The organism is Paenibacillus sp. 2KB_20, assembly GCF_052115765.1.
Lineage (GTDB): Bacteria > Bacillota > Bacilli > Paenibacillales > Paenibacillaceae > Paenibacillus_AQ.
Genome location: NZ_JBFRHH010000001.1, coordinates 163,773 through 178,977 on the forward strand (window position 1 = coordinate 163,773; position 15,205 = coordinate 178,977).

At 51.9% G+C, this 15,205-nt stretch carries 13 protein-coding genes; 5 read left to right on the forward strand and 8 right to left on the reverse strand.

Annotated features, from left to right (window positions below):
* Positions 1-2: 2 nt before the first annotated feature.
* On the forward strand, positions 3-332 hold the full coding sequence (locus AB4124_RS00810; RefSeq protein WP_076325721.1) for a LapA family protein: 330 nt from the start codon (positions 3-5) through the stop codon (positions 330-332).
* 39 nt (positions 333-371) lie between these two features.
* On the forward strand, positions 372-1,406 hold the full coding sequence (locus tag AB4124_RS00815) for a M42 family metallopeptidase (RefSeq protein WP_441970609.1): 1,035 nt from the start codon (positions 372-374) through the stop codon (positions 1,404-1,406).
* A gap of 184 nt (positions 1,407-1,590) precedes the next feature.
* On the opposite strand, the gene taeA is transcribed toward AB4124_RS00815, so the two are convergent.
* The 7 genes from taeA to hemE form a co-directional block, all read right to left on the reverse strand.
* Positions 1,591-3,537, reverse strand: coding sequence for an ABC-F type ribosomal protection protein TaeA (taeA, locus tag AB4124_RS00820; RefSeq protein WP_441970611.1), 1,947 nt, complete (start codon positions 3,535-3,537; stop codon positions 1,591-1,593).
* A 65-nt stretch (positions 3,538-3,602) separates the two neighbouring features.
* Complete coding sequence (locus tag AB4124_RS00825) at positions 3,603-4,409, reverse strand: DUF92 domain-containing protein (RefSeq protein ID WP_339266840.1); 807 nt, start codon at positions 4,407-4,409, stop codon at positions 3,603-3,605.
* 32 nt (positions 4,410-4,441) lie between these two features.
* Positions 4,442-5,065, reverse strand: a complete 624-nt coding sequence (locus tag AB4124_RS00830; RefSeq protein ID WP_339266842.1) for a fumarylacetoacetate hydrolase family protein — start codon at positions 5,063-5,065, stop codon at positions 4,442-4,444.
* A 3-nt stretch (positions 5,066-5,068) separates the two neighbouring features.
* Positions 5,069-5,842, reverse strand: coding sequence for a glycerophosphodiester phosphodiesterase (locus AB4124_RS00835; RefSeq protein ID WP_076325716.1), 774 nt, complete (start codon positions 5,840-5,842; stop codon positions 5,069-5,071).
* Between the two features lie 32 nt (positions 5,843-5,874).
* Positions 5,875-7,191 (reverse strand): CapA family protein, encoded by a 1,317-nt coding sequence (locus AB4124_RS00840; protein WP_441970614.1) that lies wholly within the window; start codon positions 7,189-7,191, stop codon positions 5,875-5,877.
* A gap of 141 nt (positions 7,192-7,332) precedes the next feature.
* Complete coding sequence (gene hemH / locus AB4124_RS00845; RefSeq protein ID WP_215158667.1) at positions 7,333-8,274, reverse strand: ferrochelatase; 942 nt, start codon at positions 8,272-8,274, stop codon at positions 7,333-7,335.
* A gap of 35 nt (positions 8,275-8,309) precedes the next feature.
* The gene (gene hemE / locus AB4124_RS00850; protein ID WP_339266847.1) at positions 8,310-9,368 is read right to left on the reverse strand and encodes a uroporphyrinogen decarboxylase; all 1,059 of its coding nucleotides are present in this window, start codon (positions 9,366-9,368) and stop codon (positions 8,310-8,312) included.
* A gap of 237 nt (positions 9,369-9,605) precedes the next feature.
* Between hemE and AB4124_RS00855 the strand changes: the two genes are divergently transcribed.
* Complete coding sequence (locus tag AB4124_RS00855) at positions 9,606-10,817, forward strand: MFS transporter (protein WP_076325712.1); 1,212 nt, start codon at positions 9,606-9,608, stop codon at positions 10,815-10,817.
* Between the two features lie 233 nt (positions 10,818-11,050).
* Here AB4124_RS00855 and AB4124_RS00860 read toward each other — a convergent pair whose 3' ends face one another.
* Positions 11,051-11,686: an O-methyltransferase gene (locus AB4124_RS00860; RefSeq protein WP_441970617.1), complete on the reverse strand. Its 636-nt coding sequence runs from the start codon at positions 11,684-11,686 to the stop codon at positions 11,051-11,053.
* 162 nt (positions 11,687-11,848) lie between these two features.
* On the opposite strand from AB4124_RS00860, the gene AB4124_RS00865 reads away from it, so the two are divergent.
* Together AB4124_RS00865 and AB4124_RS00870 are read left to right on the forward strand one after the other, a co-directional pair.
* Complete coding sequence (locus tag AB4124_RS00865; protein ID WP_339291302.1) at positions 11,849-12,997, forward strand: THUMP domain-containing class I SAM-dependent RNA methyltransferase; 1,149 nt, start codon at positions 11,849-11,851, stop codon at positions 12,995-12,997.
* 105 nt (positions 12,998-13,102) lie between these two features.
* Positions 13,103-15,088 carry an LTA synthase family protein gene (locus tag AB4124_RS00870; RefSeq protein WP_441970619.1) on the forward strand — a complete coding sequence of 662 codons (1,986 nt, stop codon included), beginning with the start codon at positions 13,103-13,105 and terminating at the stop codon, positions 15,086-15,088.
* Positions 15,089-15,205: the final 117 nt, after the last annotated feature.

The window sequence follows — 15,205 nt, forward strand, 5'->3', positions numbered from 1 at the left end:
CCATGAAAATTCAATGGTCGCTAATCGCAGCCTTATTGTTTGCCCTGATTACGGCTGTATTCGCCGTCATCAACGTCAATCCGGTTGAAGTGAATCTGTTATTCGGCACAGTCAATGTACCGCTGATTCTGCTGATTATCGGGTGCTCACTGATCGGGGGACTGATTGTCGGCACGTTCGGCATTTACCGTCAATATCAAATGCAGAAGGAAATCCGTTCGTTAGCGGAGCAACTTATACATATCCGTGAAGTAACGGGATACACCCCTGAAGTACAAGCTGCCGAAGAGGAAAGCAAGAAAGAAGAGAAGGACGCCCCCGCTGCTGAATAGGGAGGGCGGTTCGTTTGAAACAAGGAGGCTTAACAATTCGTGTCGATACAACCGAATGAAACTTATGTGCTGGACCTGCTAAAAGAACTGCTCGATACACCGAGCCCTACCGGATATACCCAAGACATTATGAAGCGGATCGAACAGGAAGCCGCTTCGCTGAATGTCTCGCTGGAATGGAATGAAAAAGGCGGTGCCATCCTGTCCGTTCCTGGACAAGACGGCAGCCGTACAGTTGGACTGAGCGCCCATGTGGACACGCTTGGCGCGATGGTTCGTGCCGTGAAATCAGAGGGCACGCTCCGGCTTACCTCCGTTGGCGGATACATGATGAACAGCATTGAGAATGAATACTGCATCATCCACACGCGCAGCGGCAAGAAATATACAGGCACCATCCTGTCCACGCATCCTTCCGTTCACGTGTACAGCGATGCTCGTGATTTCAAGCGCCAGGAAGCCCATATGGAGGTCCGGATCGACGAGCTGGTGGAGTCAGCCGATGATGTGAAGAAACTCGGCATTGGGGTTGGCGATTTTGTTTCCTTTGATGCTCGTCCGGTCATTACACCAAGCGGGTACATCAAATCGCGCCATCTGGATGACAAAGCCAGCGTTGCCGCCCTCTTCGGCTTGCTCGAAAACATGAAGCGGGATAACTGGAAACCTAAACACAATGTGAAGCTTCTCATCTCGAACTATGAAGAAGTGGGACATGGCGCAGCCTACATTCCTGCCGACATCAATGAAATGATTGCGGTTGATATGGGCTGCATCGGCGATGACCTGAGCTGCAAGGAAACCGATGTATCCATCTGCGCGAAGGATTCATCCGGTCCCTATGACTATGACATGACCAGCCGTTTGATCCAGCTGGCCGAGAGCGAAGGCATTGCTTATGCGGTGGATGTCTACCCTCATTACGGCTCTGACGCCTCTGCGGCGCTTTCCGCAGGCAGCAACATCAAGGCCGCTCTGATCGGTCCCGGCGTTCATGCATCCCATGCCATGGAAAGAACGCATAAACAAGCCGTTCTTAACACCGTTAAGCTGCTGGCAGCCTACGTCAGGTAAATCATTCATAAACAACGTCTATTTACGGACTTTCATACAGGACCGTCCACGTTTAGAGGATGTTGTTCTTACGAATATCACAAGGTTTCAGCGAAGCTGAAACCTTAATCTAACAAAGGGGGTCCCGCCAAGGCATTATGCCTGGGGACGCCCCTTTGTTATTGATATGGATCGCTTAAAATCATTACGATTTCTTGCTCTGTTCAATCTTCTCCGCGAGCTCGTTCAAATAGGTCCAGCGTTCCATCAGATGCTCCAGCTCACGTTCCGTTTCCTCTTGAGCCTTCATCAGCTCCTGAAGCCTGGCTGCATCGCTGCCGGCGGTCTCCATCTCCGATTGAATGGATGCTAGCTTGCTCTCTGCTGCTTCAATTAGGCCGTCAATCTGCTCATACTCCCGCTGTTCTTTGTAACTGAATTTCAAGCGTTCTCGCGGTGCTTCTTTAGCTGAATCGCTATCCGTGCCATCATTGCTCCCCGAAGCAGACTTGGAACTGGATGCTTCCGTTTTACTCGCGGCAGCTTCACCGCCATGGCGCTGCATCCATTCCGCATATTCGCTGTAAGAGCCGACATGGACACGAATCTGACCATCGCCCTCAAACGCCATAATCTTGTCCACCGTTCGATCCAGGAAAAAGCGATCATGGGATACCACGATACAGACGCCCGGGAACTCATCCAAATATTGCTCCAAGACGGACAATGTCTGGATGTCCAAATCATTCGTCGGTTCATCCAGCAGCAGCACATTCGGTGCGCTCATCAGCACCCGAAGCAGATACAACCGTCGCTTCTCGCCTCCGGACAGCTTCGCAATCGGCGTCCACTGTAGCGCGGGCGGGAACAGGAACCGCTCCAGCATCTGGGCCGCGGTAATCGCCGAGCCGTCCGCCGTGCGGATAACCTCTGCTTCATCCTTGATATACTCAATCACGCGCTGACTACCATCCATCTCCTGATGCTCCTGCGTGAAATAACCGAGCTTGACCGTCGGTCCCAGCACGACTTCCCCGCCATCTGGCTGAATCAGCCCGGCAATCAGATTGAGCAGCGTGGATTTGCCGCTGCCGTTGGGGCCTACGATGCCAATTCGATCTTCGGGAACTGCGATGTAGGAAAGGTCCTGAATTAACGTTTTGTCGTCTATCTTCTTCCGGAGACCTTCGATCTCCAGAATTTTGCGTCCCAAGCGGGTGGAAGCGACTGAGACGTCAAGCTCACCAGAGCTGTGCACCATTTCCTGATCCTTGAGTTTCTCAAAGCGCTCAATTCTCGCCTTCTGCTTGGTCGTACGGGCCTTGGCACCTCTGCGAATCCAGGCAAGCTCGCTCCGCAGCAAATTCTGACGCTTTTGCTCGGAAGCAGCCTCGCGCTCCTCGCGTTCTGCCTTCAGCTCCAGAAAACGGCTGTAATTCGCCTCATATCGGAACAACCGTCCATGATCCAGCTCCAGCATGACATTCGCCACCCGGTCCAGAAAATACCGGTCATGCGTAATCATGAGCAGCGCACCGCGGCGCTTCTGCAAATACTGCTCCAGCCAGGCGACGGATTCATTATCAATATGGTTTGTCGGCTCGTCCAAAATGAGCAAATCGGAAGGCTGAATCAAAGCGGCGGCTAATGCCACTCGCTTACGCTGGCCGCCCGACAGCGTACCCATCTTCGCTTCATAATTCCGAATCCCCAGCTTGGACAGGATGGTTTTCGCATCGCTTTCAAGCTGCCACGCCTGCAGTGTATCCAGCGTCTGATTGAGCTTCAGCAGTTTCTGCTGCAGCTCCTCATGACTCGGATGCAGCTCCAGCAGCTCCATCGTTTCGGTGTACTCCCGCACCGCCTTCATCTCCGGAAGATCGCCCTCAAACACCTGCTGGAGGACGGTTTTGTCCGGATCAAACTCCGGGTTCTGTGCCAGGTAGCGCACCCGGATGCGATTGCCCATCGATATTTTACCGGAGTCGGGCGGCTCGAGCCCTGCGATGACGCGCATAAACGTGGATTTCCCCGTGCCGTTAACACCGATAATGCCGACTTTATCCTGATCCTCCATTCCGAAGGACGCATCTTGAAACAGAATTTTATCTCCATAGCTTTTTGTTACCTGTTCGACGGTCAAAATATTCATTGTTATGATCCCTACTTACATCTATAGATTTCGTTGAGCGTTGTTTCATCGGTAAGATGGATACATTATAACGCAATCAGCACTGCAATCCCATAAGCTGCCGCGCCGCCGAGAAGTGAACTGACCAGATTAACTGCATCATTGGACATCCAAGCATATCCGCGCATGCGCACCGTATCTTGGCCGCAGTGTTGAGATACTTCCACTGATTTGCCGCACGCACGACACCGATACATCACCTGTAAAGTCGCTCCGAGGTACGAATCGGCAAAAGCTCCAACCAATCCGCCCGCAAGGGCTGCCAGGACATACGGCCATATCTCTGCATCCATGCCGCTCCATCCAGCAAGTAACCATCCGCCTGCCCCAATCAGTATGCTCCCTACCGCTGCAGCCGTGGAGCCGACCCAGGAGACGCCGCCGGATTCGCCGGCGGTCAGTACCTTGCCGTTCAGCACGGAACGCGGAGGCTTCCGGCTAAGGCTGCCTAACTCCGTGGCCCAGGTATCCGCCGTTACGGTAGCCATAACACCTATAAACAGGAATACCCACAGATCGGACGGGAACCATGCGTTTATCAGACACAGCACCATACCGATGCCGCCATTGGCGAATACCTGACCTGCATCCCGTCGGCCTGTCTTGGCATAGGATTTCTCCAAGTCGGCCTTCCGCTGTTTCCCGTACCGGGAGAGAAGTGTAGACGTTATGAAAAAAAGAAGCAGGGTTCCGAACCAAAACACGTTCCCTGCTCCGTAATATATTGTACCCATCAGAATAGCGGCCGCGGCTCCGGATTCCGATAGCGATCGTTTCCTGTATGCGGCTCCTGCCACGATAAGGGCACCTGCCGCTCCGATCAGCCAATCCATCTGTGACCCCTCCCATGATAAAGCATATCAGATTACCCGATTTCGCAGCGGCCCAGACGGACATCTCCCCAGAACAATTCGAATACGTCACCGGATTCCGTCGGACCTACGCCAGCCGGTGTACCCGTAAAGATTAAATCACCTTGACCAAGGCCATAATGTTCGCCGATGTAATCGATGATGCGCTGAAGGGAGAAGATCATATCCTTCACATTCCCGCGCTGTACCTCTTCGCCGTTCTTCCTTACGATAAAATCAATATCCGCCAGCTTCGCGGTTCCGGGAAACGCTATGGATGGCGTAAGCGGTGCGGAAGATTTAAACGCTTTTGCCGCGGTCCAAGGATGTCCCTTCTCCTTAATGACTGACTGTACATCACGCAGCGTGAAGTCGATGCCAAGAGCCATCGTTTTTACAAGCTCGTCAACACTTTTGCCTGGCGCGTAATCCTCTGCGAGCTGTATAACAAACTCACCTTCAAAATGAAGACTCCCGCGGTCCATCGGCAGCTTCAACACACTGCCATCCAGCGGAACGACGGCATGCGAGGGTTTAAGAAAAATCATCGGCTCTTCCGGTACGGCATTGCCGAGCTCCGCCGCATGCAATTGATAATTACGACCTACACAGTAAACGTTATTCACTAGGGCACACATCCATTAAAACCTCCATTTTCTTCGCCAGAATGGAACTTTAGGTGCAATTTTATGGATAAAAATCTGCCCCCATGTATCGGGGCGGTTTGTACAGATCATGATGGCAGGATTCATTCTGGCCAGCGATCTCATGCTCTTCGCATCATCCACCGTCCAGGCCATCGGCGTAATGCCATTCTTCACCAAATCCGACGCGAAGGCCGCATCCAGATGGGAGTAGCCGATGGATAAAAAGGAGCATTTCATTTGCTTCAGGCGTGCTACCAAATTGCGAGGATGCGCATCAATAATAAGTCCGGTTCTCACATTAGGTTCCAATTCCTTCGCTTTCATCAAGGCTTTCGGCTCAAAGGAAGTGAGCACCACATCCGGAAGCATCCGGTGGGCATGAATCCGTTCCAGAACGGCCTTCTCAAGGCCGGGATACATATCTCCGCTTGTTTTAAGTTCGATATTAAGTTTCAATCGGCCTTTGACAAGCTGCAGGACTTCATCGAGCGATGGAACCTGCTCTCCCCTGAATTGGCGTCCCTTCCATTCTCCGGCGTCCATCCTCCGGATTTGCTGCCAGGTCAGATCCTTCACCTTGCCCTTCCCGGTCGTCGTACGATCCACGCTGAAGTCATGTATCACTACAGGGACCCCGTCCTGAGTCAATTGCACATCAATTTCCATCCAATGCACGAAGGGTTCATCCATCGCCATCTGAATGGCTGCGCGCGTATTTTCAGGTGCTTTACCGGAAAACCCCCGGTGAGCCACACATAAATTGTTCATGGTGGGACCTCCTTGATGTAACGTTTAACGAATTATTCCACAGCCTTGCCTGCTATAACTTCACCATCAAGCGCTATTTTGACGCCGCCGACGGATCGCTTCTCCACCTCTTTCAGCAAGGATTCAGCTTCTTTGCCTTCAAGCGGGATGACCTGTCCGATCTCCGTTCGGTAAGGCGTCAGCTTCAAGTCACAGTCTCCTTGCTTGCTGCATGACGCCTGAAATACGGCTGTTTTCCACGTATCTTCATTCGACGATTTAGTAAATATAAAATTGCCGGTACTATACGCAATCCACTTGCCTTTGTACTGCTCCAATCCCTGCAACACATGGGAGTGCCCGCCGATAATCAGGTCAGCCCCGCCGTCAATGAACGCGCGTGAGAGATTGATCTGATGGACATTCGGCGTCTTATGAAGCTCCTCGCCCCAATGGGCAATCACGACCACCAGATCAGCCTTGGAACGCGCTGCCTGGATCGCTTCAACCGCCTTGGGCAGCACATGGTCATACGCCCCGGCCACCCCCGGCCTGTTCTCCAGCGCGTACCAGGTCGTTTCCGGGAGCACACGGCTGAATCCAAGCAATGCAACCTTCATGCCCTGAAGCTCGAAATACTGGGCCGCGAAAGCTTCTTCCTCATTCCGTCCCGCTCCCACATAACGGATATCCTGGTCCTTCAAGTGCTTCAAGGTATCCAAAAGTCCTTCTTGGCCTTGATCCAGGATGTGATTGTTAGCCAGATTAACGGCCTCTACTCCCGCATCTCGGAGAGCCGGCAATACGTCCGGTGAGGACTTGAATACGAATTTCTTATTGGCCGCGCCAACGCCTCCGGTCGTAACCGGCGTTTCCAGATTAAGCACGGTTAGATCGTCCTCCAGGAATGCGGTGCCCAGATGCTTGTAGGGATAATCATATCCGTGCTTCTTCAGCTCAGCCTCCACCTTGCCCGAGAACAAGGTATCCCCTGCAAAATGCATAACCACCCGCTTTGCCATCGCGGAATCGGTAGGATCATCTGTTGCGCTGCCTTCTGGCTCGGTCCTATCGGAACCTGGGGGTTCGCCAGTCTCCGTCGTCTTCGGAGGCTTTGAATCCGCCCCCTCCCCGTCAGCTTGTTGTCCGGAGCCGGGGCTATCCGCCTGAGCCCCTTCCATGCCAAAGTCCGGCATACCAGGCGGATAAGCCGTTTGCTGAACAGGATCTTCCTTAAATTTAAAATGATAGACAAGCAAAGCAGCGATCATAAAAATCAAACATAAGTTAAGCATGATCCAAACCCGTCCGGTTCGCTGCTTACGGGCCTTCTTCTCGGCCTTGCTTTTCTCTGATCGTGACAGATGCATAGGTCACTCCTTTATTCACTTATGAGCTCGCGTTATAAGTCGCTTCCCCCATTATACCAGCTTCCATATAAAGAATAGAACCCCCCGTCACCGGGGAGTTCCATATCTAAGCTTCTATTCGAATTTCCGGTAATAACGGATTTACAGACCTATCAAGGTGATCACGGAATCGCTGAGCGCTTCCATGTAAAGCGGGTCACTGTTCAAGGAGTCGATGCGCTCAAGCCGCATATCCATTTCCTTGGCAATGCTTTTGGCTTCAATATCCAGATCGTACAGGACCTCAAGATGATCCGAGACGAAACCGACCGGCGCAACCAGCACATCCTCGACCTGCTCTTCTTTATTCAACGTTTGCAGCGTATCCAGAATGTCAGGACCGAGCCAAGGCTCCGCCGTCCGACCAGCACTTTGCCATGTGAACTGCCACTTCTTGACGCCGGCCTGTTCGGCTACGGCTTTGGATGTCTCAAGCAGTTGCTCCTGATAGGGATCTCCGATGGACAAAATGCGTTCCGGGAGGCTGTGAGCACTGAACAGCACTCTCACGCTGTCGCGGTCAGCCCCTGCTTCCTCGAACTGGTTCAGCTTGGCGGACACCCGATCGGCAAAGGCCTCGATCAGTTTCGGATGCATGTGATAGCTCTCCACAAACGAGATCTCAAGTCCCAACTCATCCGCTTTGGCTTGAGCGCGCTTCACGTAGGATCCGATGCTCATCGTGGAGTAATGAGGAGCCAGCACGATGCCGACGGCTTCCTTAATGCCGTCCCGCACCATTTGCTCAACACCATCTTCGATGTACGGTGCTGCGTGCTTTAGTCCCTGATAGCATACAAACTCAAGATCGATCGCGCGAGGATCCGCATTTAATGTATCCTCCAGCGTGCGTACCTGTCGGTCCGTATTCTCCCGGAGTGGAAAGACCCCCCCAACAATCGCCTCATAGCGGTCAGTAAGCTCCTTGAGCTGCTCCTCCGACGGCTTGTTCCCGCGACGGATGTGGGTATAATAACTCTCGATTCCTTCCATGTTCTCCGGAGTACCGTAGGACATAACCAACACGCCAATCTTGTTCTTCATACCAACTCACCTCTGACTAATAAAATATTCAACATTTAAGAGCGTTGTGCACCTGCGTGCAGTGCCTGAGCGGAGTATTCGTGAATATACGATGTCAACTCACGCAGTTTCTCTAGCGAAGCCTCCGGGAATAAACCGTGTCCTAGATTAAACACAAAGCCGGGCTCCTGAATCCCTTGATCGATAATCTCCTTCGCATACTGCTGGATGACCGGCATCGGTCCGGTCAGAACGGTCGGGTCCAGATTGCCCTGAACAGCATACTTATGCTCTAAACGGCTGCGTCCTTCTGCAATGGACACTCGCCAGTCGAGACCGATGACATCCGTGCTGAGATGCGTAAGCGTAGGGAGCAGCTCACCCGAGCTCACGCCTGGAAAATAAATTTTCGGAACACTCAGGTCCTGAAGCTCCGCAAAAATACGCGTAATCGTTGGTAGGACAAACGTTTGGAAATCCTGTGGAGACAATGCCCCCACCCAGCTGTCGAACAATTGAAACGCTTTCCCGCCGTTAGCGACGTGGGCACGCAAATAAGCGATCACCATATCCCCAAGTTTGTCCATCAGCGAGAACCATACCTTCGGCTCACTGTACATGAGCTCTTTCGTGCGAAGATAATTTTTGGATGGTCTGCCTTCGATCAGATAGCTGGCAATCGTGAACGGAGCACCGGCAAACGTGATTAGCGGCACTTCCAGCTCCTTATCCAGGATACGGATCGTCTCCAGGACATGTCCAAGATCCCCCTCGACATCAATCGGGCGTAGTTTCTCTACATCCGCCGCAGATCGGATCGGATTATCAATCACCGGGCCGATATTTTTCACGATATCGAAGTCTACCCCGATTGAGGCAACGGGATTCATAATATCGGAATATAAAATAGCCGCGTCTACACCAAGCTTCCGTACGGGCATCAAGGTTACCTCTGCCGCCAGCTCCGGTTGACTGCATATTTCCAGTAAGGAGTACTTTTCTTTAATCTTTCGATACTCCGGGTCGTAGCGTCCCGCTTGACGCATGTACCATACAGGAACATGATTCACTTCCTGCTTACGGCAAGCGCGAATGAATTGATCGTTATAGGTCATGATTAGGCCCCCATCAATGTGTATAAAGTTTCCTAAATTTCATTATGCCCTTTTTAAAAGTAAGTAACAACCGTCTTACATGGACAACCTATGAAAATCACATGACAATCTTATGACATTGTTAGCTTTTGGCACTTTTTAAATATGTTATACTGAAAGAACGGCATTTTTAGGGTAGTCCCACAATTCGTCCGGTTATTCCGGGCTCGACAGCTTAGAAAGGAAGTGAAGGGCACATTGACCAATTGGAAAATCAATCTCATTGTGCTTTGGTTCGGACAGTTTTTGGTCAACTCCGGGATGACCATGATCACCCCGTTTCTGACATTATATCTGGCGCAAGACCTGAATGTTGTTGGAGACCGGGAAATAGGACTATGGGCAGGATTGATATTCGCCGCCAACTTCCTGACATCATTCATTTTTCAACCGATCTGGGGGAAAGTCGCAGATAAATACGGACGCAAAATCATGCTGCTGCGCTCCGGCTTCGGCATGGCGCTGGTCATTGCCTGCATGGGCTTTGCTACCCATCCATGGCATCTGCTGGTTCTGCGTTTGCTGAACGGTACCATATCGGGATTTAATCCTGCGGCGATATCGCTCGTATCAAGCACGACGCCAAAGAATCGAATGGGATTTGCGATGGGCATCATGCAGTCCGGACAAGTTGCAGGCACCATTCTCGGTCCGTTGATCGGCGGACTCATGGCCAGTTGGGTCGGATTCCGGCCAATCTTCTATATCACCGGCGGACTGATCTTTGCCGCTTCGATGCTTGCCTTGTTCCTGGTTAAAGAAAACTTCAACCGCGAGCAGGCAGCCAAGGCGCCGCAGCCCTCGGTTATTGCCGGGCTTAAAGAGCTGAGCCACATTCCGCAGCTGCCGGCGTTATTCGCCGTCACGTTCCTGCTGCAATTCGCCATGATTAGTCCCATGGCACTGCTCCCGCTGTACGTTCAGAAACTGCATGGAACCGCGGTGGATATTGCGATATGGGCCGGGTTCGTTGTAGCCGTAACGGGGCTGTCAAACATGATCGCCTCCCCGATTCTCGGCAAGCTCAGCGACAAGGTCGGTGCGCACCGCATCTTGACCTACGCCTTGATCGGTACGGGACTTACGCTGATCCCGCAAGCCTTCGTTCAATCGGTGTGGCAGTTGATTATTGTGCGGTTCATGATGGGCGTCTTCATGGGCGGGCTGCTGCCGAGTGTCAACGCGCTGATTCGCTCTTACACGCCGGACGGCATGGAAAGCCGCTCCTTTGGTTTCAATACAAGCTCGCTTGCGCTTGGCAACATGCTGGGCGCGGTGATCGGCGGATTCTTATCCGGTTTCATCGGAATCGAAGGATTGTTTATTACTTCCGGCTGCCTGTTGATCATCAATATGATGTGGGTGAGACGAAAGCTGTTCTCGCAAAAGCCTTCGCCCAAATATCGTTGATCCCCCTGGGTCTGTCATCTAGATGGAGCGAGTCTCCCAAACCAAACAACAAAGGGCTGTCCCGTGGTCTACATCGACCCGTGGACAGCCCTTTGTTATATTCATGTACCCGTCAAATCACCTACATCCATGGGCCATGCGCCGGATTATACCAGGCGGCAAGCTACAAAATGACCCGATGCACTCCTTCCAATGGTTATCTGATCGTCCAGCACATCTCGCTATTGATTGTTTCATCCTTTAACTCGTGCAAGGATCAGCCCGTCATAAGCTGGCAGCAGCGTGCTAACCAGCCTCTTGTCCGTCGCGATGACTTCATTAAACCGGCGTACCGCTTGAACCGAAGGACCGTTCTTCTCCGAGTTCAGTGTTCTGCCGCGCAAAAAGCAGTTATCCCCAGCTATAAGCGCACCCGGATTCGCAAGCTCCAAGGCATTGTCCAAGTATAGAGGATAGTTCTCCTTATCCGCATCAATAAAGAAAAAATCGAATGTCCGCCCTTCCTGCTTCAAAGCTTCCAGACTATCCGCCGCCGGACCGATGCGGTACTCCACCTGATCCTTGAATCCAGCCTTCTCCAGATGCCTGCCTGCAAGTTGCGCATATTCTTCCTTCAGCTCGAGTGAGGTGAGTTTGCCGTCCGCAGGAAGCCCTCGGCACAGACAGATGCCGCTATAACCGCCAAGGGCACCGATTTCGAGAATATTTCTAGCGCCGGCCGTCTGTACCAGCATGGTCAGCAGTCGGCCATATGCCGGTGCCACCGAAACCTCCGGCATCCCATGCTCGCGGATGGCCTCTATCACGAACTGAAGCTCTTCATCTTCAGGGTATAATTGGTTAACATAATCATCAGGGGTCGTAAGCAATGAAGCCGCCTCCTTTGTCTTCATAAGATGCGTTGTTTCCCGTTAAACCTAACGAGAACTATCATATGATAATTGTCTTAGTCAATGCAATCGCCTATACTATATAGATTGAACCGGCGGCGACTATCGCCGTACACATGTTAAATGGAGTTGACATCGTTAATGCCTCGATTACAATTGATCGCGACGGCCCCGATGGGGCTGGAAGCCGTCGTTGCCCGCGAGTTGAAAGAGCTCGGGTACACCGACATGGAAGTAGAGAATGGTAGAGTTACCTTTTCAGGTGACCTGATTGATATTTGCCGCTGCAATCTGTGGCTCCGGACGTCGGACCGTATTCTCGTCAAGATGGGTGAGTTTAAAGCCTTTACCTTCGACGAACTCTTTGAAGGAACCAAAGCTCTTCCATGGGAAGAGTGGATTCCAGCGGATGGCGAATTTCCTGTTGAAGGACGCTCCCATAAATCGCAGCTTAGCAGCGTTCCTGCCTGTCAGGGCATCGTGAAAAAAGCAATCGTGGAGAAGCTTAAGCTCTCGCACCGTACGGAATGGTTCCCCGAGGATGGCCCACGTTATGTAGTCGAGGTTTCTCTCTTGAAGGATCGAGCCATACTGACCCTTGATACTACAGGGCCAGCCCTTCATAAACGTGGCTACCGCAAGCTGGTTACGGAAGCTCCGCTGAAGGAAACCATGGCTTCCGCTCTGCTGCAATTAAGCCGCTGGGGCCCACATCGTCCGTTGTATGACCCGTGCTGCGGTTCAGGCACCATTCTGATCGAAGCCGCGATGATGGCCTGGAATATTGCGCCCGGCCTGCGCCGCTCGTTTCCGTCCGAGCATTGGGATATCATCGGAGACAACCTCTGGGAAGATGCACGCGAGGAGGCTTTTGACGCTGTGAAGGACGATATTCCGCTGCATATCGCCGGAAGCGATATCGACCCGAAAGCGATCGAAGTAGCCAAAGCTGCCGCCAAAAGTGCGGGACTTGCCGGCGAAATCGACTTCAGGGTCCTTCCAGCGGCCAAAGCCATACCTGAAGGTGAATATGGTTGTTTTATCACCAATCCACCCTATGGCGAGCGGTTAAGCGAGAAAGAGGAGGTTGAACGTCTCATCCGCCAGCTCGGATCCGTAACGCATTCACTCCCGACCTGGTCCTTCTTCGCACTTAGCCCGACCAAGCAATTCGAGCATTACTTCGGCCGCAAGGCGGACAAGCGCCGCAAGCTGTTCAATGGCCGGATCGAATGCCAGTATTATCAATACCTGGGCCCCTTGCCGCCGCGTAACAAATCGGCGGAATAACGAAATGACGCTTCCTGCAATCGCCGCCCTTGGGCGGCTTTTTTGCTCGGTCATCCAGGCCAAGCTATAATAAAAAGATGTTTTTGAAAAAAGGAGGATACCCACGTGCTCTCATCCCCATCACGGAGCGATATCCGAAGCCGGGTCTCCAAAGGGCTGCATTACCGATACACCGCATATTTATTATTCCTTATCCTCATGATGTACAAGCTGATCATGCTTGATCACCATCTCCATATTACCAACATGAAGCTGGATCAGGCAGACTATGTGATCGCTGTTGGCTCGCTCCTGCTGATCTCCTTCTGGACCTTGTGGCTTCCGGCAAGAGGCCGGCTTGCGGCCTTAACTTTATTAAATCTCTTCTGGACGGGGATTCTGTACGCCGATTTGATCTATTATCGCTACTTCGATGATTTCATTACAGTGCCGGTACTTATGCAGGCCGGACAAGTCGGTTCCCTCGGGGATAGCATTCGTTCCCTGATTCATGCGTCCGATCTGTTCTTTTTTATCGATTGGCTTATGATCGTCCCATTTACTGCCGTGATGGTGTTCAGCAAACGGAGATCCACCTTTGGAACCTACGCACTCCCGGGTGAATATCGCCAGCATCGGCGGAACCGGATCATTCGCCGTTTGGTAACAGGCACACTTGTGTTCATCCTCGGCATGGTCATGACTTTCATTCCGATCAAGAAAGCGTCCAATACATGGGCCGTTGGCCTCTTTGAAGGCAATTGGTGGAATATTACGCTGTATAATGTGACGGGACTGATCGGCTTTCACGGTTATGATATCTACCGTTATGGACGAGATCATCTCGTGGGGCAGCCCAAGCTTCCGGAAGAGGAAATCAATCAGATCAAGGCATGGTTTGATGCTAAACGTATGAAGCCGTCCGATACGAACGCCTTGTTCGGCAAGTATAAAGGCAGCAATGTCATCATGATTCAGACGGAGGCCTTCATGAATTTTGTCATCGGCCAGTCGATCGGGGGGCAGGAAATCACCCCTAACTTCAACCGTTTGATGAAGGACAGTATGTATTTCAGCAATTTTTATCATCAAACCGGTCAAGGGCGAACGTCCGACGCGGACTTTGTCACGCACAGCTCCTTGCTTCCGCTGCCTACAGGTTCCGTATTTACGCGATATGCTGATCGCGAGTACGATACCCTTCCGGAGATTCTGAAAGAACAGGGCTATGGCGCAAACGTGTTCCATGCCTATGACAGCAGCTTCTGGAACCGTACCACAATGTACCGAGAAATGAATTACGACCGGTTTTACAGCAAGAAAGATTTTGAAATGAACGATGTGCAGGGATGGTCATTGAGCGACAAAGCGTTCTTCGCGCAATCGCTGGATGCGATGAAAGGCATCAAAGAGCCCTTCTATTCCTTCCTGATTACGTTAACGAGCCATCATCCGTATTATGTCCCCAAGGATGGGGTGAAGCTGGATACAGGGGCTTTTGAAGGCTCAATATTCGGGAACTATTTGCAGTCGATCCACTATGTTGACGAAGCATTCGGCCAGTTTGTCGAGCAGATGAAACAGCAAGGACTGTGGGATAACACCATATTGATCATCTATGGGGATCACGACAATTCGATCAAAGAAAAAGCGGACTATGAGAAATTCCTGGGACGAGAACTGAATGCACTCGACATGGAGCAAATCATGAATCAGGTTCCCCTGCTCATCCGCCTGCCTGATGGGAAGCAAGCCGGAGTATATCCGGAAGCCGCTGGCATGATGAACGTGACACCAAGTATTCTTCATCTTCTCGGCGTGCCAAAAGAACCGTATTACTGGATCGGAAGCCATCTGTTCGATAACAAGCCGCGTCTAATTCCGCTGCGCAGCGGCGCATTCTCCGATGAGAAAGTGTTCTACCTGCCCACCGAAACGGCCGGACTTGAAGGGGGAACCTGCTACGATCTTGCGACGCGTCAGCCGACCGATATTCAGGCCTGCCGTGAAGGTTATGATAAGACACAGGAGCAGCTGCGTATTTCCGATCAAGTGATCACGTATGACCTGCTGAAGTTATTTAAATCACAGGGCGAAGCGAATGCCCGATAACCGGGCCTAACATTAACAAATTCCAAATTTTATTCAGCCTCTGATCGCTGTTGACTGGGGCTGCTTTAAACCAAACCAACCAGGCTGATCATATCCATCAGCCTGGTTGGTTTTTTG

Bases quoted from the DNA above. Each gene is read 5' to 3' on its own strand.
- AB4124_RS00810 (WP_076325721.1), top strand. From the start codon at position 3: ATGAAAATTCAATGGTCGCTAATCGCAGCCTTATTGTTTGCCCTGATT.
- taeA (WP_441970611.1), bottom strand. From the start codon at position 3,537: ATGAATATTTTGACCGTCGAACAGGTAACAAAAAGCTATGGAGATAAA.
- AB4124_RS00825 (WP_339266840.1), bottom strand. From the start codon at position 4,409: ATGGATTGGCTGATCGGAGCGGCAGGTGCCCTTATCGTGGCAGGAGCC.
- AB4124_RS00830 (WP_339266842.1), bottom strand. From the start codon at position 5,065: ATGTGTGCCCTAGTGAATAACGTTTACTGTGTAGGTCGTAATTATCAA.
- AB4124_RS00835 (WP_076325716.1), bottom strand. From the start codon at position 5,842: ATGAACAATTTATGTGTGGCTCACCGGGGGTTTTCCGGTAAAGCACCT.
- AB4124_RS00840 (WP_441970614.1), bottom strand. From the start codon at position 7,191: ATGCATCTGTCACGATCAGAGAAAAGCAAGGCCGAGAAGAAGGCCCGT.
- hemH (WP_215158667.1), bottom strand. From the start codon at position 8,274: ATGAAGAACAAGATTGGCGTGTTGGTTATGTCCTACGGTACTCCGGAG.
- hemE (WP_339266847.1), bottom strand. From the start codon at position 9,368: ATGACCTATAACGATCAATTCATTCGCGCTTGCCGTAAGCAGGAAGTG.
- AB4124_RS00865 (WP_339291302.1), top strand. From the start codon at position 11,849: ATGCCTCGATTACAATTGATCGCGACGGCCCCGATGGGGCTGGAAGCC.